This window comes from Pseudomonas sp. FDAARGOS_380 (assembly GCF_002591235.1).
GTDB lineage: Bacteria > Pseudomonadota > Gammaproteobacteria > Pseudomonadales > Pseudomonadaceae > Aquipseudomonas > Aquipseudomonas salmasensis.
On the sequence record NZ_CP023969.1, the window covers coordinates 5,329,182 to 5,349,715 of the forward strand.

A 20,534-nucleotide genomic window follows, 5' to 3' on the forward strand; every position below is an offset into this window, starting at 1 on the left:
CCCGGCAGGAACATCAGTCTTTCTGGTCACGCAGCACGTTGCCAGAAGCGCCATCGATGCGAGCTTCATATACGGTGCCATCGGATTTGCGGCCTTTGACTTCCCAGTAGCCATTGTCATCCGCTTCAGCGGCGTAGACTTCAACGTAGCCGGCCTTGGTTTTCGCCACCTCAATGGCTTTTTCAATGGTGATCCAGCCTGCACCCGGCTTGTCGGCCATGGCGGCGCCAGCGCTCAACAGCGTGGAAGTAGCACACAGGGCGATCAAGGTTTTCTTCAACATTTTCGTACTCCATAGTGGACGACAGGTTAATTCCTGATTTTTTAGGCGCACGCAAACAAGAATAAGTTCCAATTGATGTGCAATCGCCATGATGCGGTTCTCGCCGTCTACCTTGGGAGGTTAGAATGTGGGAAATCAGGATGAGTTAATGAGCGAAAAGCCCCTTTCAGAAACCGAATATGACGCCATCACCGACGCCGCCGCGCATTGGTGCATGCGCCTGCATGCTGCAGATTGCACGCCGGGCGAACGTCAGGCTTTTACTCAATGGCACGATGCCCATCCGCTGCACGCTTTCGAATATGCGGCCATGCTTGAGATCTGGGACGTGGCTGATCATCTGCCCCGCCATATACCAGAGGCAGTGGTGGTGCCCCTCAAGAAGCCGCGCAACCGCCTGCGTACCTACGCGGTAGCCGCAGCGGTGTGCCTGGCGGCGTTGCCGCTTGCCGCCTTCACCGGCTGGGAAGCGGGCTGGTTGCCCAGCTCTTATGAACACTTCGAAGCCGCCAATGGCTTGAAAAAAGTCACTTTGGGCGATGGCAGCCAAGTGGAGTTGAACCTGGGCACCGAGTTGGTCTACAGCCATTACAAGGACCAGCGCCGGGTCACCCTGAAAAAGGGCGAAGCGTTCTTCAAAGTCGCCCACGACCGCGACCACCCGTTTATCGTGCGAGCCGGCACAGGCCAGGTGCGAGTGACCGGCACGCAGTTCAATGTCTGGGAATATGACGACCAGGTGCGGGTGACGTTACTGGAAGGCTCGGTGCAGATTTCCAGCGACGGCGAGCACGCCAGTGTGCCGCTGAGCCCGGGCATGCAAGCCAGTTTCCGTCAGGGTGACGCCACCCCGCTAGTCGCCGCGATTAATCCCGATGACACCGCGCTGGCATGGCGCCAGGGCAAATTGGTGCTCGACAACCTGACCCTGACGGACGCCCTGCCCCTGATCAACCGCTACCTTAAAAAGCCGGTGATGCTCGCCGACGCCAGTACCGGCGCGATCCGCATCGGCGGCATCTACAACATCAACGAGGTCAACAACCTCGTGCCCTCCCTGCCCAAGGTGTTGCCGGTCTACCTGACCCAAAACCAAGACGGCAACCCTGTACTCAATTCCATTCCGCGTAAAACCCCCAAGGGCTGAGCCCGCTCGCACGAACGCGTACGTTTGGGCCGCGGGTGTCCATTTTTGAAACACCTCCCTCGCCTGCATCGCCCGCCGTGTGCGGATTCATGGTTCTGTCACAGGCAGTGTTACATCGCTGAGACAGCGTGAGGCGAGCATGGGCCTATCTCACGCTTTGCGGACTGTTTCAAACCTGAAACAGGGCTGCCATCACTTTGCCTTGCCTTAATCCCAAGCCCTTGAATAACCACATCTAATAGAAAGCGGCACGCCTTCTGCTCCTTCCCTGATAACGCTGTTTAGGGTCAGCGTGAAGAATAAGGACTGCCGCCGTGAACACATTCACACACGCCTCGTCGATAAACGTACTGCTGATCAGCTGCGTGCTCAGTGCCGGTGTCAGCCTGACAAGCCAGGCGGGTGACGGCGTGATCGTGACCGGGCGCACCGTGCAGGGCCATATGTATGGGCGCACCTCGCTGCCCGACCCCTACCCCAACACCGCCAATGCCAACCCCAGCAAAGAGATCAACAACGCTTTGACCGGCGAACTCAGCGACAGGGATATCGGCGGCATCAGCAGTGGCTCCAGCCTCGCCCGCTCCCTCCAGCCCAACGGCAGCCTGTCAGGCCTGGGCGCCACCCAAAACAGCATGTCGACCCTCGGCGCTGGCGCAGCCGCCGGCCATGGTGCGGGCAGCGGCAGCAGCATGGGCGGGCAGATCAGCGACTCGATCCAGCGTGGCATGGCGCCGCTCAACAACCTCGGCAGCATGATGGGGGGCAAGTGATGAAGCGCGCCCTGTTGATAGTCGCCCTGCTGGGCAGCGCCACGGCCATGGCCGACAACACCGCCGTGATCAACAACAGCGGCCAGCAGTACGACGGTGTGCTGTCGATCAACCAGGCCGCCGGCAACCAGCAACAAATGTCCAACAGCCGCGCCATCGCGCTGGGTGGCCAGGCCACCAACGTCGACATTCAGCGCGTCGACGGCAAGGTCGACCCGTCCCTGAACGCCAAGGCAGCGATCCAGGGCAACTCATTCAGCAGTGGCAACGGTGTGCTGGGCATCAACCAGGCGGCCGGGGCTAATAACCAATCCATCAACGCTGTGCGGATCAGCCTCAACTCTGGCCCGCAGAGCATCGATGACAGCGTCCTGTTGCAACAGAACACGACGACGCTGGCAACCGACTCAGGGCTCACCCCCACCACTGGCAGCCGCCAGGTCGTGACCAGCGACCAGGCCTTCACCGGCAGCCGAGGAGTGACGCAGGTGGTCCAGAGTGCAGGGGTGGGGAACCGAGTGGCTAACACCCTGGGCATCACTATCAAGTAACCGCTTGGTAGACGTTCGTTAGACCGTACCAACACTTAACCAACTAATTAGAAGCAAGGAGAAACACCATGAAACCTCAAATGGCTCTGAAACCAATGGTTTTCGCTCTCGCCGCACTCATGGCTGCTGCTGCTCAAGCGGGTGGTTGGCATCCAGCCCCACAACCCACCGGCACTGTGGCCGCTGTCGTCACTGACGTACAAAAAAGCGAACACAACAAATTCGACGATACCAACACCGAGAACAACGCATCAGCCGACAATTCAGTAAATAGCAACAGCGGTAATGTCGGGGTCAACGCACAATCCGGTTCTGGCAACCAGGCCGACAACGCCGGCGCCATCTCCAGTGCCAAAGGCGACTTTGCCACCGTGTTTGCCGTGATCGATGTGGACCAAGGCAGCTCGCATAACAACTTCGTCAACAAAGGCACTCAAAACAACGCCTCCCTGGACGGCTCCATCACCGGCAACTCCGGCAACGTGGGCTACAACGGCCAGGCCGGCCAGGGCAACCAGGGTAAAAACAACCTGGCCATCACCACCGCTGACGGCAAGAACATCGCAGCGGCTTCCAACACCGAGCAGAACTCGCTCAACAACAGCTACCTGAACACGGCCGCCAGCAGCCATGGTTATGGCAAGCCTCAGTACGTGTCCAACAACGCAAGCCTCGACAACTCGGTTAACCACAACTCCGGCAACGTAGGCGTGAACCTGCAATCGGGTGCGGGCAACCAAGGCAGCAACAGCCTGTCGATCGGCCAAGGTTGCAGCGTCTGCGCCAGCGGCGTGCGCTTCTGATCCAACGGGGCCTTGGCAACAAGGCCCTTTTTTATTCCAGTGTCCAACAGGTCATTCGATCATGCGTATCGCGACCCTCACCCTCTTGATGTTACTCACCGGCACGAGCTGGGCAGGCACCATGGCGATTTCCGCCATGCCCGGTGGTGCGGTGATTTTCAAGAAGGTCGAGAGCATTCGCGAGCGCCGGTTCGCCAACCTGGTGGAACAGAAAACCGATTTCAGCTGCGGTGCCGCGGCACTCGCCACCATCCTGCGCCAAGCCTATTGGCTGGACGTCGACGAAGCCCACATCATCAAAGGCATGCTGGTCACCGCCGACCAGGACCTGGTACGAACCCAGGGCTTTTCCATGCTGGATATGAAGCGCTACCTCGAAAGCATCGGCATGCGCGCCCGGGGCTACAAGATCGCGCCCGAGACCCTGCTGACCGTGAAAATCCCCGTGGTGGTGCTGCTGGAAATCCGCGGCTACAAGCACTTCGTGGTGTTGCAACGGGCCGACAAGGACTGGGTGTACATCGGCGACCCCGTACTGGGCCACAAGCGCTATTCCCATGACGATTTCGTCAAAGGCTGGAATGGCATTGTCTTCGCCGTACTGGGCGAGGGTTACGACAAGGCCAACGTCTTGCTCGACCCGCCCCTGCCGCTGACCGCCAAGAGCCAGATGAATGAGTTCCGGCCCGTGGGCGATGCCGAGTTGATGGATTTCGGTTTTATCCAGAGCGACTTCTTCTAGAAGCGCAATAAGGGGCAGGACGCCCCAGGAGCAGCAGATGAACACTTCCCGTTGGCTGACGGTCTTGTGTCTGGCCGCCTCAATGCCTGCTTATGCGTCCTCGGGGTTCAAGCCCATCGAACTCAAGGACGCCGAAATGGCCGAGCTGCGTGGCCGTTACGTGATGCCGGGGCGCATCATCAGCTTTGGCATTGTCATGAGCAGCACCTGGACCAATGCCGAAGGTAGCAACATCACCGGCACGGCCAACATGCAGATCGACAAGAGCACCATTACTCCTCAGTTCTATGTGCAAACCACCGGCTCGACCGGCACTGGCACCCCTCCCAACACGGGCACCGGCAATGTGGTCGGGGGTGCCGGCCTCGGCAGCGGCCAGGGTGTGACCCAAAGTGTACGCACCGCCGGCGATGGCAACGCCGCCTACAACAATGTGGGCATCAACGTCGAGAATGGGGTTACTCCCGCCAATAACCTGCAGTCCGGCCAGGTGCTGGTGGCGGGCGGCACAGTGACCGGCGACAGCGCCGCGGGCCGTGTCAGCGTTTCGGCCAACAATGGCGGCGTGCAGATGGCCATCCAGGCCAATCACAACCAGGGCAACAGCCTGCAACAGATCGGCGCGGGGAACGTGCTGCAAGGCACGGTTTTGACCGGTGACAGCAACCTTGTCAGAAACATCACCCAGATCAACGTAGTCATGAACAATAACGGGCTGAACAACGCCGCGTTGAATTGCAACCTGGATCAACTCAAGGGCCTACGCACGCTCGGTTATTGAACTACGCTGACCCTCGACACTTACGCATTAGAAAAGGACGGCTTATTTCATGCATCGATCGTTATCGCTTCGTGCGGTGGTTTGTTTGAGTACGCTCTTGCCCGCATCCGTGCTGTATGCCGCGCCAGACGCTGACATCGAAACCCTGAAGAAGGAACTGCTGGAACTCAAACAACGTTACGACGTGCAGCAAAAAGCCTTGGCCGTGCTGGAACAACGCGTGCGCCAGGTCGAGGATCAACCGGCAACGCCTGCCCCCAGGCGCCTGGCTAAATCACCTGCCGACTTCAAGAACGGCGCTAACGCTGTCGCTGCCAGCGGTACGGGCGCAGCCGCGGCGTCCGGTGGCGCTGGCGGCGGTGGCAGTTCCTATGGCCAGGCCCTCAAGGACGACTCGGCCCCTGCGCAAAGTGTGAGCAACCTGTACAACGAAGCCAGCGGCTTTTTCGGCAATGGCAAGTTCAGCGTGGAAACCGGCATCACCTATGCCCGTTATGACGCGCGCCAATTGACCCTCAATGGTTTCCTGGCGCTGGACTCGATCTTCCTGGGCAACATCAACCTGGACCGGATCAAGTCCGACAGCTGGACCCTGGACCTCACCGGGCGCTACAACGTCGACAACCGCTGGCAGTTCGACCTGAACGTGCCGGTGGTATACCGCGAGTCCACCTACCAGTCGGGCGGCGCTGGCAACGACGCCACCGCCACCTCCGAAGGCTCCGTGACCCGCGACCCGACCATCGGCGATGTCAACGTTGGCGTGGCCTACAAGTTCCTCGACGAAACTTCGACCTTGCCGGATGCGGTGGTATCCGTGCGCGTCAAGGCACCGACGGGCAAGGAGCCTTTTGGCATCAAACTGGTCCAGCAACCGAACAACGACAACCTCTACGTGCCCGAAAGCCTGCCGACGGGCAACGGGGTCTGGTCTGTTACACCGGGCATCTCCCTGGTCAAGACCTTCGATCCGGCTGTGTTGTTCGGTTCGTTGTCGTACACCCACAACTTTGAAGACTCTTTCGATGACATCAGCAGTCAAGTCAATCAGAAGGTGGGAGGCAAAGTGCGCCTGGGCGACAGCTTCCAGTTCGGGGTGGGCGTAGCGTTTGCCTTGAACGAGAAGATGAGTATGTCGTTCTCGGTGTCCGACCTGGTGCAGCGCAAGAGCAAACTCAAGCCGGACGGCGGCGACTGGCAGTCGGTGGTGTCCAGCGATGCCAATGCCGGTTATTTCAACGTGGGCATGACGATTGCCGCCTCGGATAACCTGACCATCGTGCCGAACCTGGCGATTGGCATGACCGACGATGCACCGGACTTTACGTTCAGCCTGAAATTCCCGTATTACTTCTGATTGGCTTGCCCGCAGGCGGTGTGTCAGTTGCTGCATCTGTGACTGCACTACCGCTTTCGCAGGCAAGCCAGCTCCCACATTGGCCATGCATTGCCCACATAATCAGCGCCTGGCACAGATCCCCTGTGGGAGCGGGCTTGCTCGCGAAAGCGGTGTGTCAGTCACTGAATCTTTAACTGAATCACCGCCTTCGCAGGCAAGCCAGCTCCCACATTGGTCATGCATTGCCCACAGAATCAGCGCCTGGCACCAATCCCCTGTGGGAGCGGGCTTGCTCGCGAAAGCGGTGTGTCAGTCACTGAATCTTTAACTGAATCACCGCCTTCGCAGGCAAGCCAGCTCCCACATTGGTCATGCATTGCCCACAGAATCAGCGCCAGGCGCAGATCCCCTGTGGGAGCGGGCTTGCCCGCGATGGCGGCGTGTCAGTCACTGAAACTCTAACTGAACCACCGCTTTCGCAGGCAAGCCAGCTCCCACATTGGTCATGCATTGCCTACAGAATCAGCGCCAGGCGCACATCCCCTGTGGGAGCGGGCTTGCTCGCGAAAGCGGTGTGTCAGCAACTGAATATTTAAATGAACCACCGCTTTCGCAGGCAAGCCAGCTCCCACATTGGTCATGCATTGCCTTCAGAATCAGCGCCAGGCGCACATCCCCTGTGGGAGCGGGCTTGCCCGCGATGGCGGTGTGTCAGCCACTGAATCTTCAACTGAACCACCGCTTTCGCAGGCAAGCCAGCTCCCACATTGGCCATGCATTGCCCACAGAATCAGCGCCAGGCGCACACCCCCTGTGGGAGCGGGCTTGCTCGCGAAAGCGGTGTGTCAGTCACTGAAACTCTAACTGAACCACCGCTTTCGCAGGCAAGCCAGCTCCCACATTGGTCATGCATTGCCCACAGAATCAGCGCCAGGCGCAGATCCCCTGTGGGAGCGGGCTTGCCCGCGATGGCGGTGTGTCAGTCACTGAAACTCGAACTGAACCACCGCTTTCGCAGGCAAGCCAGCTCCCACATTGGGTCTACCCGCCCTAGCGGATCTGGTGTTTGTGCAGCAACCGGTAGAACGTCGGCCGGGAAATCCCCAGCACGCGGGCTGCGACACTGAGGTTGTCGCTGTGCCGGTTGAGCACATCGCACAACGCCTGGCGTTCGGCGCGGTGTTTGTAGTCTTCCAATGTTGCCATCGGTGCCGAAATGACTTGTTGGCCTTGCAGCCCCAGGTCAACCGCTTCGATCTGCCGCCCTTCGGCCAGCACCAGTCCTCGGCGCACGCGGTTGGCCAGTTCACGCACATTGCCCGGCCAGGGATGTTGCCCCATCGCCACCAAGGCCTCTTCGCTGAAACTGCGCGGGCGACGCCCGGTTTCCTGGCTGTAGAACCGTGAAAAGTGGTTGGCCAGCATCGCCACGTCGCCATGGCGTTCACGCAACGGCGCGGTGACCACTTGCAGCACATTCAGGCGGTAATACAGGTCTTCGCGAAAGGCGCCCTTCTCCACCGCCGCCTCAAGGTTGACGTGGGTGGCAGCCAACACGCGCACATCCACTGGGATCGGCTGGCTGCCGCCAACCCGTTCGATGTGCTTTTCCTGAAGAAAGCGCAACAGGTTAGCTTGCAGCTCCATCGGCAGATCGCCGATTTCATCGAGGAACAGGGTGCCGCCGTTGGCCGCTTCAATACGCCCGATCTTGCGCTGATGAGCACCGGTAAACGCGCCTTTTTCGTGGCCGAACAGCTCGGACTGGATCAGGTGTTCAGGGATGGCGCCGCAATTGATCGCGACAAACGGCTTGGCGTGCCGCTGGGATTGGCGGTGCAAGGTCTTGGCCACCAACTCTTTGCCCGTGCCACTGTCACCGCGGATCAACACCGGGGATTCAGTGGGCGCCAGCTTGGACAACAACTTGCGCAACTCACGAATGGGGCGGCTCTCGCCCAGCAATTCATGAGGCTCATCCACCGGCGCGTAGCCCTTGCCACGCAGGCGCGCCATGCCGAACGCACGGCCCAGGGTCACCTGCACCCGGGACACATCGAAGGGCAAGGTATGGAAATCGAAGAACCATTCGCAGACAAAATCGCCGACGTTCTGCAAGCGCAGTACATCCTGGCTGAGCACAGCGATCCACTCGGTGCCGCTGCGGCCAATCAACTCCTTGACCGCCTCGGGACGCTCCAAGTGATCACGCTGCAAGCGCAGCAGGCCTACATCGCAGGAGCGCTCACCCACTGCCTCCAAGGCACAGCTGTCCACTTCCCAGCCGGCGGTGCGTAAACCGGGCAAAAGCCCGTGGCAGTCGTCACAGGGGTCGACCACCAGTAAGCGGCGTTGGGGGGGCGTCGCAATCATGACTGTTCCTTGGCGCCAAGATTATTAAAGTTATTTAGAAACAATAGTTTGTGGCGACTGCTGGTAACCCTAGCAAGATCTTGACGCTGACCTTGTACCCTTTCGCTATAAGTGCGGGCAAAAAGCCATGCCTGTTTCGTAGCGCGCCAGAAGTTGCTCACCAGTAAAAGGCTTATTGCGCTTTCAAAACAGCCGCTTACATGACGTCAATCAGGGAAAGTTAAAATTTCTTGCCCTAGCATGTGACCCGCACCCCACCATCGTGCATCAGTACAAGTAACCCACCGCACGGTCAGCCCAACCGCCGGTACTCACTTGAATGGGCATACAGAGAGAAGACCCAAATGAACGCTCCGCTGCGCATCAACGAAGCTCTTTTGATTGCAGACCGTGCTTTCCAGCCCTTTCAGTGCGTGGCCTGGCACGATGGCGTTGGCGCCCTCAGCCTGAGCGTCATCGACCGTACCAATACCCGCATCGGCAGCAAACAGTTGTCCTCTACTGCCTATACCGACCCGGCCCAACTTGAAAACCTGTTATTGCAGGCCCGCGCCGAGCTCGATAAAGAGGGTCACCAGTTGCAACACTGGGCAATGCCGAAGTAATTGCATGCAGCAACTTCCAGCCCAAGTAAAACTTGAGCTGGAAGTTGTGCAGTCATCCGTCAGTACTTAACGTGCGGTGAGAATAAAACGCTCGAACGCTTCGGCAGCGCCGTCTTCGACATTGCTGCCGGTGACCACATTGGCCTGGCGCTTGACGGTTTCTTCGGCCTGGCCCATGGCAATCGACAACCCCGCCACATGAAACATCGCCGGGTCATTGCCACCGTCGCCAATCGCGGCCGTTTGCGCAAGCGGCACGCCCAGGTGCTCGGCCAGGGTTTTCAAGGCTTCGCCTTTGTTGGCCAGCATCGCAGTCACGTCCAGATACACCGGTTGCGAACGCGACACCTGGGCCAACCCCTGCACTTTCGGCTGCAATTGCGCTTCCAGCTCCACCAACAACTGGGTGTTGTTGCTGGCAGCGACGATCTTGTCGACCCGGTCCAGGTACGGCTCGAAACTCTCTACCACCACCGGCCCATAGCCCAAGCCATCGGCTTCGCGCTGCACCATGGGCCCGGGCGGATCACGGCGCAGCCAGTCGCCATCGGCAAACACCCAGACTTCCACGTCCGGCTCGGCCGAAAACAGCGCCAGGGTGATTAATGCCGCTTCCGCCGGCAAATGGTGGGCAACCAGGATGCTGCCATCCGGGTTGACCAACGTGCCGCCATTGAAGCCCGCCACCGGCACATCAATACCGAAGGTTTCGATCAAATGCCGCATGGCCTTGGGCGGACGCCCGCTGGCCAGGCTGAAAAGCACCCCGGCCTCGCGCATGGCGCGGATGGCATCGGCGGTGCGTTGGCTGAGGCTGTGGTCGGGATGCAATAGCGTCCCGTCCACATCACTGAGGACAAACCGGATGGGTTGAATCGTCGCGTCACTCATCCGAGGCTATGCCAGGCGCGGCCATCGCGGGCCAGCAAGGCATCGGCCGCCGCCGGGCCATCTTCACCCGCCTTGTAGGCCTGGATACCGTCATCTTGCTTCCACGCATCCAGGAACGGCTGCACCGCACGCCAACCGTTCTCGATGTTGTCGGCACGCTGGAACAGGGTCTGGTCGCCGGTCATACAGTCGTAGATCAGGGTTTCGTAACCCGTCGACGGCTGCATTTCGAAGAAGTCCTTGTAGTCAAAGCCCAATTCGATATTGGCCATCTCCAGGGTTGGCCCAGGCTGCTTGGCCAACAGGTCGAACCACATGCCTTCGTTCGGCTGGATCTGGATCTTCAGGTAAGTGGGCTTGAGCTCATCGACCTCGGTATCGCGAAATTGCGCATAAGGCGCCTGCTTGAAGCAGATCACAATCTCGGTGTCGCGGATGCTCATGCGCTTGCCGGTACGCAAGTAAAACGGCACACCGACCCAACGCCAGTTATCAATCATCACTTTGAGCGCCACAAACGTCTCGGTGCTGCTATCAGGCGCGACGTTGGCTTCTTCGCGATAACCGGGCAATGGCTTGCCGGCGATTTCGCCAGCGGTGTATTGGCCGCGCACGGAGTTGGCCCGCGCATCTTCCAGCGACCAGGGGCGGATCGCACCGACCACTTTGGCCTTCTCACCCCGCACCGCATCGGCGCCAAAGGCGGCCGGCGGTTCCATGGCGACCATCGCCAGCAACTGGAACAGGTGGTTGGGCACCATGTCCCGCAGTGTGCCGGTCTTCTCGAAGAAGTTGCCCCGGGTTTCCACGCCAACGGTTTCAGCGGCAGTAATTTGCACGTGATCGATGTAGTGGTTGTTCCAGAACGCTTCGAACAGCACGTTGGAGAAACGGCTGACCAGGATGTTCTGCACCGTCTCCTTGCCCAGGTAATGATCGATGCGATAGATCTGCTTCTCGCTCATCACCTTGAGCAGGCAGGCGTTGAGCGCCTCGGCGGTGGCCAGGTCGGAGCCAAACGGCTTCTCGATCACCACGCGGCGAAAGCCATCCTCCGTTTCATTCAACAAGCCGGCACTGCCCAGGCGCTGCACCACTTCACTGAAGAAGCGCGGTGCAGTGGCGAGATAGAACACTGCATTGCCGGTGCCGCTGTCAGCGATCTTGCTGGCGATATCGGCATAGGTGCTGTCGTCGAGGAAATCACCCTCGACGTAGCTGATGCCCTTGGCCAATTGCGCCCACAACGCAGGGTCGAGGGCGTTTTCGGCATTGCCCCGGACCTTGCTGGAGGCTTCGGTACGAATGAAGTCCTCGAGTTTCTTGGCAAAGTCCGCATCGCTGATGGCGTTGTGATCAACGCCGACAATACGCAGGCCATCGCCCAGCAACCCATCGCGGCTCAGGTTGTACAGCGCCGGCATGAGCAGGCGCTTGACCAGGTCGCCATGGGCGCCAAACAGAAACAAGGTGGTGGGTGGAGCAGGTTCGGCCTTGGGTTTCTTGCCGTTAGCGGTCATTTTTTGGAAGTCTCCACATGGCCACCAAAGCCGAAGCGCATGGCAGACAGCATCTTGTCACCGTAGGTGCTCTGCTGGCGGGAACGGAAACGCGCGAACAGCGAGGTCGACAACACTGGAACCGGCACGGCCTGCTCCATGGCCGCTTCGATGGTCCAACGGCCTTCACCGCTGTCGGCCACGGAGCCTGAGTAGCCGTCGAGTTTCGGGTCGGTGGCCAGGGCGTCGGCGGTCAGGTCCAGCAGCCAGGACGACACCACGCTGCCACGGCGCCAGACTTCGGCGATGTCGGCAACGTTGAGGTCAAAGCGTTGGTCTTCCGGCAGGTTTTCCGAGTTCTTGGTCTTGAGGATGTCAAAACCTTCGGCAAACGCCTGCATCATCCCGTACTCGATGCCGTTGTGGATCATCTTGACGAAGTGCCCCGAACCCGCTGGGCCGGCGTGAATGTAGCCCTGCTCGGCACGTGGGTCGGCAGAGGCCGAACGGTCCTTGGTGCGCGGGATGTTACCCAGGCCCGGCGCCAGGCTTTTGAAGATCGGGTCGAGGCGATTCACGGTCTCGGTGTCGCCACCGATCATCATGCAATAGCCACGCTCCAGGCCCCAGACGCCGCCCGAGGTGCCCACGTCCACATAGTGCAGGCCCTTTTCAGCCAGGGCCTTGCCGCGACGCACGTCGTCCTTGTAGTTGGTGTTGCCGCCGTCGATGATCACATCGCCGTCTTCCAGCAGTTCGCTCAGCACGTTGATGGTGTCTTCGGTGGGCGCGCCCGCCGGCAACATGACCCAGACAGCGCGAGGCTTTTGCAGGCCGGCCACCAGCGCTTTCAAGTCGGCGACGCCGGTGGCGCCCTCCTCGCTCAGGGCTTTGACGAAGGCTTCGTTACGGTCGTATACAACGGTGGTATGCCCATTGAGCATCAGGCGCCGCGCAATGTTACCGCCCATGCGGCCTAGTCCGATAATCCCCAGTTGCATGTGCTGATGCTCCTAACTTCTAAAAAATGTGTGACATAGTTTATAGCGCAATGAGGCTAATGAGGGTTAGTCCAGAGCGGATCCGTGTAGTTTCATGACAAAAAAGTTGCCATCGTTTCACCATCACCCCGGCAAAAGTCACACGACCACCAAAAATAAAAAAGTTCCCTTGGCGCGAAAAAGAATTCAAACTTGCTTCCGACTGTTGCCAAAAACCTGTTTTGGCACCGCGATCTACCGGCTATTTGCGAGGTAAGCAATGAGCACAGCACAGATGACCCGTCCGCCACAGACCCTCTATGTCACCATCCGTCGCGATGAACTGCGCCAGTTGAAAGACGAGCGTGATCAGTTGCAACAGGAAGTCCTGCGCCTGCGTTCACACCTTCAAGCCCATCTCGATCAGCCGTCGGATGCCAAGCCTGCGCTGTGCTGAAGCCCGCGCCAGTAGCCTTGTAAGGCAATACCTACAGAAAACTCACAAAGTTTTCACATTCCCCTCTTGATACTCCCGTTCCGCGATGCCGCTCACTTCCTGGGCGGCCCGATGTTGCGCGCCTGTGCGCGACAATCTTTTTCTGATGGGGCGCTGGATGGCGATGTTCAAACGCAGCACGACGACTGCGAAAGGCTTTGATTGGGCCGGCCTTGGCTGGTTATTCCTGTTTTTCTGGTATTTCTCGGGTATTACCCAACTTCTTATCCAACTGACCGGCACCTCCGGCTTCAGTGGCTTCCGCCAGGCCTTCTTCATGAGCGCGCTGTGGCTAGCGCCGATGTTGCTGTTCCCGCGTCGTACGCGCCTGCTCGCCGCCTTGATCGGCGTGGTGCTGTGGGCGTGCTCCATGGCGAGCCTGGGTTATTTCTTCATTTACCAGCAGGAATTCTCCCAGAGCGTCATCTTCATCATGTTCGAGTCGAACATCTCTGAAGCCGGCGAATACGCGACCCAATATTTTGCCTGGTGGATCGTGCTGGCGTTCATTGCCCACACCGCCTTCGCCATCTTCCTGTGGACGCGCTTGCGCCCGGTGTACCTGCCGCGCGGCCAGTCGATCGTGGCAGCCATCGCCATCGTCCTGGCAGTGGTGGGTTACCCACTGGTCAAGCAGATCGCCACCAGCGAAACCATGGAATTGGCCATCGACCGTTTCGAAACCCGCATCGAGCCTGCCGTGCCTTGGCAGATGATCGTCGCCTATCGTCGCTACACCGAGCAGTTGGACAACATGCAAGGCATGCTCACCAGTGCGAGCAAGATCCCGCCCTTGAACAACCTCAAGGACAGCATGGCCGGCCAGCCGTCCACACTGGTCCTGGTAATCGGCGAGTCGACCAACCGCCAACGCATGAGCCTCTACGGCTACCCACGCAACACCACGCCGGAGCTGGACAAGCTGCGCGACCAACTGGCCGTGTTCGATAACGTCATCACCCCGCGCCCCTACACCATTGAAGCGCTGCAACAGGTGCTGACCTTCGCCGACGAAGAAAACCCGGACCTGTACCTCAAGACGCCGTCGATTGTCAGCGTGATGAAACAGGCCGGCTACAAGACGTTCTGGATCACCAACCAGCAGACCATGACCAAGCGCAACACCATGCTCACGACCTTTTCCGAACAGGCCGACGAGCAGGTGTACCTGAACAACAACCGCAACCAGAACGCCCGTCAGTACGACGGCGACGTACTGGCGCCGTTTTCCAAGGCCCTGGCCGATACCGCCGAACGCAAGTTCATCGTGGTGCACCTGCTGGGCACCCACATGAGCTACCAGTACCGCTACCCGCAGACCTTCGACAAATTCACCGACCGCCAGGGTGTGCCGGCGGGTGTCAGCGATGCGCAACTGCCAACCTACAACAGCTATGACAACGCGGTGCTGTACAACGACTTCGTGGTCTCCAGCCTGATCAAGGACTACGCCAAGACCGACCCCAACGGCTTCTTGCTGTACCTGTCGGATCACGGCGAAGACGTGTTCGACTCCGCCGGCCACGACACCTTGGGCCGTAACGAAGGCAAGCCGACCGCGCCGATGTACACAATCCCGTTCATGGCCTACGCCTCGCCAAAATGGCGCGAAAGCCACGACTGGAGCTTTGCCGGCGACCTGCAACGGCCGTACAGCAGTTCCCAGTTGATCCACACCTGGGCCGACATGGCAGGCTTGAGTTTCGACGAACTGGACCACACCAAGAGCCTGGTCAGCGACAGCTTCAAGCCACGCCCCTTGCTGATCGGCAACCCTTACGAAACCAAGCAGAAGGCACTGATCGACTTCAGCCTGATCAAGCCCAAGAAGGCCGACGGCGCCGAAGTGGTGGCCAAGTAAGCCAGGGCCTTATGACGAAAAGATAACAATCTTTCTCGTTTAACCCTGAAGTTGCGCAACTCCTTTCGTCTTTGAACCAAGCCCTCCCTGCCTGGGGAGGTATCAAAGACGACAAGGAGTCTGCAGCGGATGTCGCGCTACCAGTTCGACGAACAGGTTTCGGCGTCGGTCAACGTGAATAACCTCTTTGACAAGAAATACTACGAGCGCGTCGGTTTTTATAACGGCGTGTATTGTGGCGCGCCGCGTTCCGTCACGTTGGCATTGGATTGGATTGGAAGCTGTAGCCGCGTACGTTGAAGCTAACAAAACTGTTAACTTCAACGGCACTTTCAGTTAATTCCCACTTAATAAGATAACGCCATAGTCGCTCCATGATCTGATCACGGAGCGACCGGACACCTATCACTTTTAATGGGAATACCGCGATGAAACTGTCGACCTTGATGCTGGCCAGCCTGATGACCCTGACCTCCGCCGCCGCCTTTGCAGAGGGCGGTGCAGAGCGTTCCAAGGAGTTCTACAACAACTTCAGCTTCATTCAGGAAAAAACCCACGGCAAGGCTGAACAACAAGTTGCCAGTGCCGATGGCAAATCGGTTAAGTCTGAGACGGTTGATCAGACGCAACCGAACAGCTGAATTAATACTTACTTAATCCGTAGCACCCTGCGCCATTCTGCTCCGTTGGCGAAGGTTTATTGGGCGCCATTGAATGGCGCCCTTTTTTTGCCGGTTATTTATTACAACGGTTTATGCCAGAACAGCATTCGCCCATGGGCGGGATCAAACACTGAGTCGTCAAACCCGAACTTGCGGTATGCCGACTGCGCCAATTCATTGCCTTCCAGCACTTCGAGGGTGATCTTGCAGCAACCACGCTGCCGGGCGATTTCCTCGACCTTTTGCAGCATCTTCTGACTCAAGCCCAAGCCGCGAAATTGCTCCTTCACCACCACATCGTGGACGTTGACCAAGGGCCGGCAGGCGAAGGTCGAGAAGCCTTCAAAGCAATTGACCAACCCCGCTGGCTCACCCCCGACAAACGCCAGCACGCTGAACGCGTGGGGGCGCTTGGCCAGTTCGGCGGGCAGTTGCTGCAAGAGATCGGCGGGCAGGCTGTGGCCGCCGCCCATCGGATCTTCAGCGTAATGGTTGAGCAGCAGGCCAATGGCGTCGGCGTGCACGGCGTTGGTATAGCTGGCTTGCAGCACCAGGATGTCTGGGGTGTCCATGTCCTTCCTCGATAGCGACAACCAGGGAATCGTTTCCCTTTGAGAGGGGCGATTGTAAGCGTGGAGTCGGCAGTAGATGAAGGAGATAAGCGACAAATAGCTGACAGAAAGTGCGAAGGTTACGCGCATCAAAGCGCGCAATGAGCCCGCAAGCGGCGATTTTTCCTAGGTGGCGAAGCGTTGCAGTTGCATCTCCTGCAGCCGGCTCAGGGTGCGTCGGAAAGGAAATTCCAGGTAACCATCGGTGTACAGGTGCTGCAACGGCACACGGGCTTCGATAAAGAGCGGCACCTTGCGGTCGTAGCACTCGTCTACCAAGGCGATAAAGCGACGTACGCTGTCATCGTGCACCGACAACTGCGGCAACTCTCGATCCCCCGCCACCACGCGCTCGGCGCCGTCTTCAGTGCCACGGGCAATTCGGCCCGGGCGTTTCTGTGCACTAAGGTTGGGGACGTCTCCCAGCAGGATGGCGCGGAAGCGATCACACAACAGCATGAAATCCATGGCGGCCAGGGGCTGCTCGCACAGGTCCGCATAGCGACACCAAAGCACGGTGTCACTGGCCTGTACCGTCATGATGGTGCGGTGCCCTACGTTTACCGCCCCGCTGGTCACGGTTTGGCCTTGGCTCAATTGCTGGAACACCGCCGCCAGTGCCTCGGGTTGATTCACCCAATAGCGCTGCATGCCCACGCCGGGATGCAAACGATGATCCTCGCCACCGTCCACGGCCACCACCTGCATATGCTGCTTGAGCGCATCGATGCCCGGCAGGAAACGCTCACGGTTGAAGCCATCGGCATACAACTGGTCGGGCGGCTGGTTGGACGTGCACACCATCACCACGCCTTCCTCGAACATCACCTGGAACAGGCGGCCGAGAATGATCGCGTCCCCGATATCGTTCACAAACAGCTCGTCGAAGCACAGTACGCGCACGGCCTGGCTCAGCTCCCGGGCCAACGCCTGCAAGGGGTCCTGGGTGCCCGTGAGCTGGAATAAGCGCTGGTGCACCCACGCCATGAAGTGGTGAAAATGCTGGCGCCGCGCAGGCACGCGCAGGCTTTGGTAGAACTGGTCCATCAGCCAGGTCTTGCCGCGCCCCACCGGCCCCCACAGGTACACGCCAGCAATCGGTGAACGCCCTTGGTGCAAGGCCTCGTGACAGGCTTGCAGGGCTTGGACCGCCCGGCGCTGGGCGTCGTCGGCGACGAAACCCGGCTGGGTGATGGCATGTTGATAAGCGGCGAGAGGCGAGTCGAAAGTCATGTTGGCCAGTATGACTGATAGACCGTATATGTACTCTGCTTGATCTCACATCCCGGTATAGATATCGACGCAACGTTGGTGCGACGCAGGGCCTGTGGCGAGGGAGCTTGCTCCCGTGACGGCCTGCCAACCGACGTCTATCTACCTGGCACCCCACGATCCAACTGTGGGAGCTGGCTTGCCTGCGATGACGGCCTGATAGCCGCCCCATATCTACCTGACACCCCCACGATCCAACTGTGGGAGCGGGCTTGCTCGCGAAGGCGGCCTGGCAGGCGACACAGTTGGATTGTGTACATATCCATTGCTGCGGTAACGGCTACTTGGGGTTCCGCCCTGACGGCGGGTCACTTTGGAAAAGCCCCAAAGTAACCAAAGGGCTCTTGCCCCACCACTCGGCACCTCGCTTAGGCTCGGTGTGCCCGTAATCCGCCAGTGATTTGGGGGGCCGCCGCCACGCGCCATCCATGGCGCGGGGCGGCTAAACCGGCATCCCTGCCGGTTTACCCCCCAAATCCCTGTCGAATTCCGGCCAGCGTGGTTTGACGGGGCGCCTGAGATCAAAATCAAGAGCAGATCAAGAGCGGCTCGCTTCGCATCGTGGTTAGCGTTTGCTGCTACAGCCCAAACAGTTGTATCGGGAGCAAGCGGCGTTGCATTAAAGCTACAGGTCAGTGATTTCCTTGTGGCGCGGCACCAGTGTCTTCATCACGCTCCAGGCCACCAGGTAAGCCAGGGCGCAGATGGCGAACATGATCATGTAGCCGGTATGGATGTCGTTGATGGACTTGTAATAGTCGAACACCCAGCCACCGACCTTGGTCATGAGCACGCCGCCCAAGCCACCGGCCATGCCGCCAATGCCGACCACCGAGGCCACGGTTTTCTGCGGGAACATGTCGGACACGGTGGTGAAAATGTTGCATGACCACGCCTGGTGTGCCGAGGCGCCCACGCCGATCAGCAGCACCGGCACCCAGAAGCTGAGGTAACCCAGCGGCTGCGCCAGCAACACCACCAGCGGGAACAGCGCGATCACCAGCATGGCTTTCATGCGCCCGTCATAGGGGGCATCGCCGCGTGCCATGAAGTAGCTGGGGAACCAGCCGCCGCCAATACTGCCGACCATGGTCATGCTGTACAGCACCGCCAGCGGCATCACGATATCGGCACCTTTCATGCCGTATTGGGCAGACAGGTAGGTGGGCAGCCAGAACAGGAAAAACCACCACACGCCGTCAGTCATGAACTTGCCAAAGGCAAACGCCCAGGTCTGGCGGTAGGTCAACAGTTTGAACCAGGAGACTTTCTTCACAGCGGTGCCCGTCGGCGCCGGGGTGAACGGCTGTACGGTCTGGTCGCTGCGGATGTAGGCCAGCTCTTCAGGCGACAGGCGTTTTTGCTGTTCCGGTTTTTGATACACGGCGGCCCACACGGCTACCCACACAAAACCGAGCATGCCGATGACCATAAACGCCGCCTCCCAACCCCACATGCCAGCAATCAAGGGCACACAGATGGGCGCCAGGATCGCGCCGACGTTGGCGCCAGAGTTGAAGATGCCGGTGGCCAGGGAGCGTTCTTTCTTGGGGAAATATTCGGCAGTGGCCTTGATGGCGATCGGGAAGTTACCCGCTTCGCCAATCGCCAACACCGCCCGCGAGAGCATGAAGCCGGCAATGGACACCGGGATCACCGCCAGGCCAATGGCACCGTTGACGGCTGCGATACCCTCGCCCATCGGTACCGCAAACGCATGCATGATCGCGCCGGTGGACCAGATACCAATCGCTACTACATAAGCGGCCTTGGTGCCGATCTTGTCGACGAAGCGCCCGGCAAACAGCATGGAAATGGCGTAGACAAACTGGAACACCGCCGCGATGTTGGCGTAATCGGTGTTGCTCCAGCCAAACTGCGTCGAGAGTTGCGGTGCCAACAGGCTGAGCACCTGGCGGTCGAGGTAATTGACCGTGGTGGCGAAAAACAACATCGCGCAGATCGTCCAGCGATAGCTGCCGACCGCCTGGCCGACACGAAGGGCACTGATGGGCTCGTTCAGATTCATGGCATCACTTTTTATTTTTGTTAGGTAGGACATATGTAACGTCATATGTCGTCGTACAACTGCGAGTTTTATAGCGAGACACCCACGCAGTGTCAATCGTAAAGATTGCCGCTTATCGAGGATTTACGTGGAATAGGAAAATTTCAGGCTTGTGCAGTTGTAGGATGACAAACCCTGAGTACCAGGCTGGGGGCTTGACCGGGGACATCATCCAGCAGGCCAAAGCGTTGCATGCCGAGCTTCTCCAATACGCGGATCGACGCAGCATGATCGGGCCGCACCAAACCGAACACTTCCGGTAAAGACAGGGTGTCGAAGGCCAGGGCCAGGGCATCCCGCCCCAGTTCAGTGGCATACCCCTGCCCCCAGGCCTCGACGGCCAGGCGATAGCCAAGGTTGATGCGCCGCTGCGTCAGGTAGTTAAGTGGCGCAATGCCGCCAAATCCGATGATGTGTTCGGGGCTCTCTTTGCGGGCAATCGCCCACCAGCCGTAACCCTGGGATGCCCATTGCTCCAGCCAGTGATCCAATAGCCGTTGCGCCGCAGCCAGGTTGGGGAGCGGGCCAGCAGGATTGAACAAGTGGGTCTGTGGATCACCGAAGATCGCGAACAATCGCTGAAGGTCTGCGGCCTGTGGTTGGCGGTAGGTAAGGCGTGAATGGCTGCTTGGCATATGAATGACTTCCCTGTTTTGCCTGACTGACAATGACAACCCCCTGTGGGAGCGTTCGAGCTTTAGCGAGGCCGCGATGGCGATAGTTCAGGCAACACAAATGCCAACAGTGCCGCCTTCGTAGCCTCGCCGGGGCTCGACAACTCCCACATTTGATCTGTT

At 59.2% G+C, this 20,534-nt stretch carries 20 protein-coding genes and 1 pseudogene; 12 read left to right on the forward strand and 9 right to left on the reverse strand.

Translation table 11 applies throughout. From position 1 onward, the window contains the following. Window positions 1-13 precede the first annotated feature (13 nt). Window positions 14-283, reverse strand: coding sequence for a PepSY domain-containing protein (locus tag CRN80_RS24945; RefSeq protein ID WP_032892082.1), 270 nt, complete (start codon window positions 281-283; stop codon window positions 14-16). Window positions 284-431: 148 nt separating this feature from the next. Here CRN80_RS24945 and CRN80_RS24950 point away from each other — a divergent pair, with 148 nt between their 5' ends. The 7 genes from CRN80_RS24950 (at window position 432) to CRN80_RS24980 (ending at window position 6,437) form a co-directional block, all read left to right on the forward strand. Continuing rightward, window positions 432-1,430 (forward strand): FecR family protein, encoded by a 999-nt coding sequence (locus tag CRN80_RS24950; protein WP_032892083.1) that lies wholly within the window; start codon window positions 432-434, stop codon window positions 1,428-1,430. A 314-nt stretch (window positions 1,431-1,744) separates the two neighbouring features. Continuing rightward, complete coding sequence (locus tag CRN80_RS24955; protein WP_032892084.1) at window positions 1,745-2,203, forward strand: hypothetical protein; 459 nt, start codon at window positions 1,745-1,747, stop codon at window positions 2,201-2,203. Beyond that, window positions 2,203-2,754: an adhesin gene (locus CRN80_RS24960; protein ID WP_098951700.1), complete on the forward strand. Its 552-nt coding sequence runs from the start codon at window positions 2,203-2,205 to the stop codon at window positions 2,752-2,754. The genes CRN80_RS24955 and CRN80_RS24960 overlap by 1 nt, the downstream gene beginning before the upstream one ends. A gap of 68 nt (window positions 2,755-2,822) precedes the next feature. After that, window positions 2,823-3,557, forward strand: a complete 735-nt coding sequence (locus CRN80_RS24965; protein ID WP_032892086.1) for a hypothetical protein — start codon at window positions 2,823-2,825, stop codon at window positions 3,555-3,557. A gap of 61 nt (window positions 3,558-3,618) precedes the next feature. Beyond that, the gene (locus tag CRN80_RS24970) at window positions 3,619-4,299 is read left to right on the forward strand and encodes a C39 family peptidase (protein ID WP_032892087.1); all 681 of its coding nucleotides are present in this window, start codon (window positions 3,619-3,621) and stop codon (window positions 4,297-4,299) included. Between the two features lie 37 nt (window positions 4,300-4,336). Continuing rightward, entirely contained in the window at window positions 4,337-5,080 is a 744-nt protein-coding gene (locus CRN80_RS24975; RefSeq protein ID WP_098951701.1) for a hypothetical protein, read from the forward strand. Between the two features lie 49 nt (window positions 5,081-5,129). After that, complete coding sequence (locus CRN80_RS24980) at window positions 5,130-6,437, forward strand: hypothetical protein (protein ID WP_098951703.1); 1,308 nt, start codon at window positions 5,130-5,132, stop codon at window positions 6,435-6,437. 1,032 nt (window positions 6,438-7,469) lie between these two features. Here CRN80_RS24980 and CRN80_RS24985 read toward each other — a convergent pair. Then, complete coding sequence (locus tag CRN80_RS24985) at window positions 7,470-8,792, reverse strand: sigma-54 dependent transcriptional regulator (protein WP_003190886.1); 1,323 nt, start codon at window positions 8,790-8,792, stop codon at window positions 7,470-7,472. Between the two features lie 344 nt (window positions 8,793-9,136). On the opposite strand from CRN80_RS24985, the gene CRN80_RS24990 reads away from it, so the two are divergent. Further along, on the forward strand, window positions 9,137-9,397 hold the full coding sequence (locus tag CRN80_RS24990; protein WP_032892091.1) for a hypothetical protein: 261 nt from the start codon (window positions 9,137-9,139) through the stop codon (window positions 9,395-9,397). A 66-nt stretch (window positions 9,398-9,463) separates the two neighbouring features. Here the strand turns inward: CRN80_RS24990 and CRN80_RS24995 are convergent, their stop codons facing one another. Genes CRN80_RS24995 through gnd form a run of 3 tightly spaced genes read right to left on the reverse strand, consistent with a single transcriptional unit; the run spans window position 9,464 to window position 12,788 of the window. Next, window positions 9,464-10,288, reverse strand: coding sequence for a Cof-type HAD-IIB family hydrolase (locus CRN80_RS24995; protein WP_032892092.1), 825 nt, complete (start codon window positions 10,286-10,288; stop codon window positions 9,464-9,466). After that, window positions 10,285-11,808 carry a glucose-6-phosphate dehydrogenase gene (gene zwf / locus CRN80_RS25000; RefSeq protein WP_098951705.1) on the reverse strand — a complete coding sequence of 508 codons (1,524 nt, stop codon included), beginning with the start codon at window positions 11,806-11,808 and terminating at the stop codon, window positions 10,285-10,287. Before zwf ends, CRN80_RS24995 begins: the two co-directional genes overlap by 4 nt. Next, window positions 11,805-12,788: a phosphogluconate dehydrogenase (NAD(+)-dependent, decarboxylating) gene (gene gnd, locus CRN80_RS25005; RefSeq protein ID WP_032892094.1), complete on the reverse strand. Its 984-nt coding sequence runs from the start codon at window positions 12,786-12,788 to the stop codon at window positions 11,805-11,807. Before gnd ends, zwf begins: the two co-directional genes overlap by 4 nt. A 274-nt stretch (window positions 12,789-13,062) precedes the next feature. Between gnd and CRN80_RS31305 the strand changes: the two genes are divergently transcribed. From CRN80_RS31305 to CRN80_RS25020, 4 genes and pseudogenes are all read left to right on the forward strand, one after another. Then, on the forward strand, window positions 13,063-13,224 hold the full coding sequence (locus CRN80_RS31305) for a DUF6026 family protein (RefSeq protein ID WP_003190881.1): 162 nt from the start codon (window positions 13,063-13,065) through the stop codon (window positions 13,222-13,224). 157 nt (window positions 13,225-13,381) lie between these two features. After that, window positions 13,382-15,124, forward strand: coding sequence for a phosphoethanolamine transferase CptA (locus CRN80_RS25010; RefSeq protein WP_098951707.1), 1,743 nt, complete (start codon window positions 13,382-13,384; stop codon window positions 15,122-15,124). Between the two features lie 129 nt (window positions 15,125-15,253). Continuing rightward, a pseudogene (locus CRN80_RS25015) lies at window positions 15,254-15,424 on the forward strand (hypothetical protein); the annotation flags it as partial. Window positions 15,425-15,552: 128 nt separating this feature from the next. After that, window positions 15,553-15,765 (forward strand): hypothetical protein, encoded by a 213-nt coding sequence (locus CRN80_RS25020; protein WP_003190877.1) that lies wholly within the window; start codon window positions 15,553-15,555, stop codon window positions 15,763-15,765. Between the two features lie 101 nt (window positions 15,766-15,866). Here CRN80_RS25020 and CRN80_RS25025 read toward each other — a convergent pair whose 3' ends face one another. The 4 genes from CRN80_RS25025 to CRN80_RS25040 form a co-directional block, all read right to left on the reverse strand. After that, window positions 15,867-16,358, reverse strand: a complete 492-nt coding sequence (locus tag CRN80_RS25025; RefSeq protein ID WP_032892096.1) for a GNAT family N-acetyltransferase — start codon at window positions 16,356-16,358, stop codon at window positions 15,867-15,869. A gap of 165 nt (window positions 16,359-16,523) precedes the next feature. After that, window positions 16,524-17,630, reverse strand: a complete 1,107-nt coding sequence (gene zapE, locus CRN80_RS25030) for a cell division protein ZapE (RefSeq protein ID WP_032892097.1) — start codon at window positions 17,628-17,630, stop codon at window positions 16,524-16,526. 664 nt (window positions 17,631-18,294) lie between these two features. Beyond that, a complete protein-coding gene (locus CRN80_RS25035; protein ID WP_098951709.1) occupies window positions 18,295-19,698 on the reverse strand; it encodes an MFS transporter in 1,404 nt (467 codons plus the stop codon). Between the two features lie 143 nt (window positions 19,699-19,841). Then, a complete protein-coding gene (locus CRN80_RS25040; protein WP_098951711.1) occupies window positions 19,842-20,372 on the reverse strand; it encodes a GNAT family N-acetyltransferase in 531 nt (176 codons plus the stop codon). Window positions 20,373-20,534 lie beyond the last annotated feature (162 nt).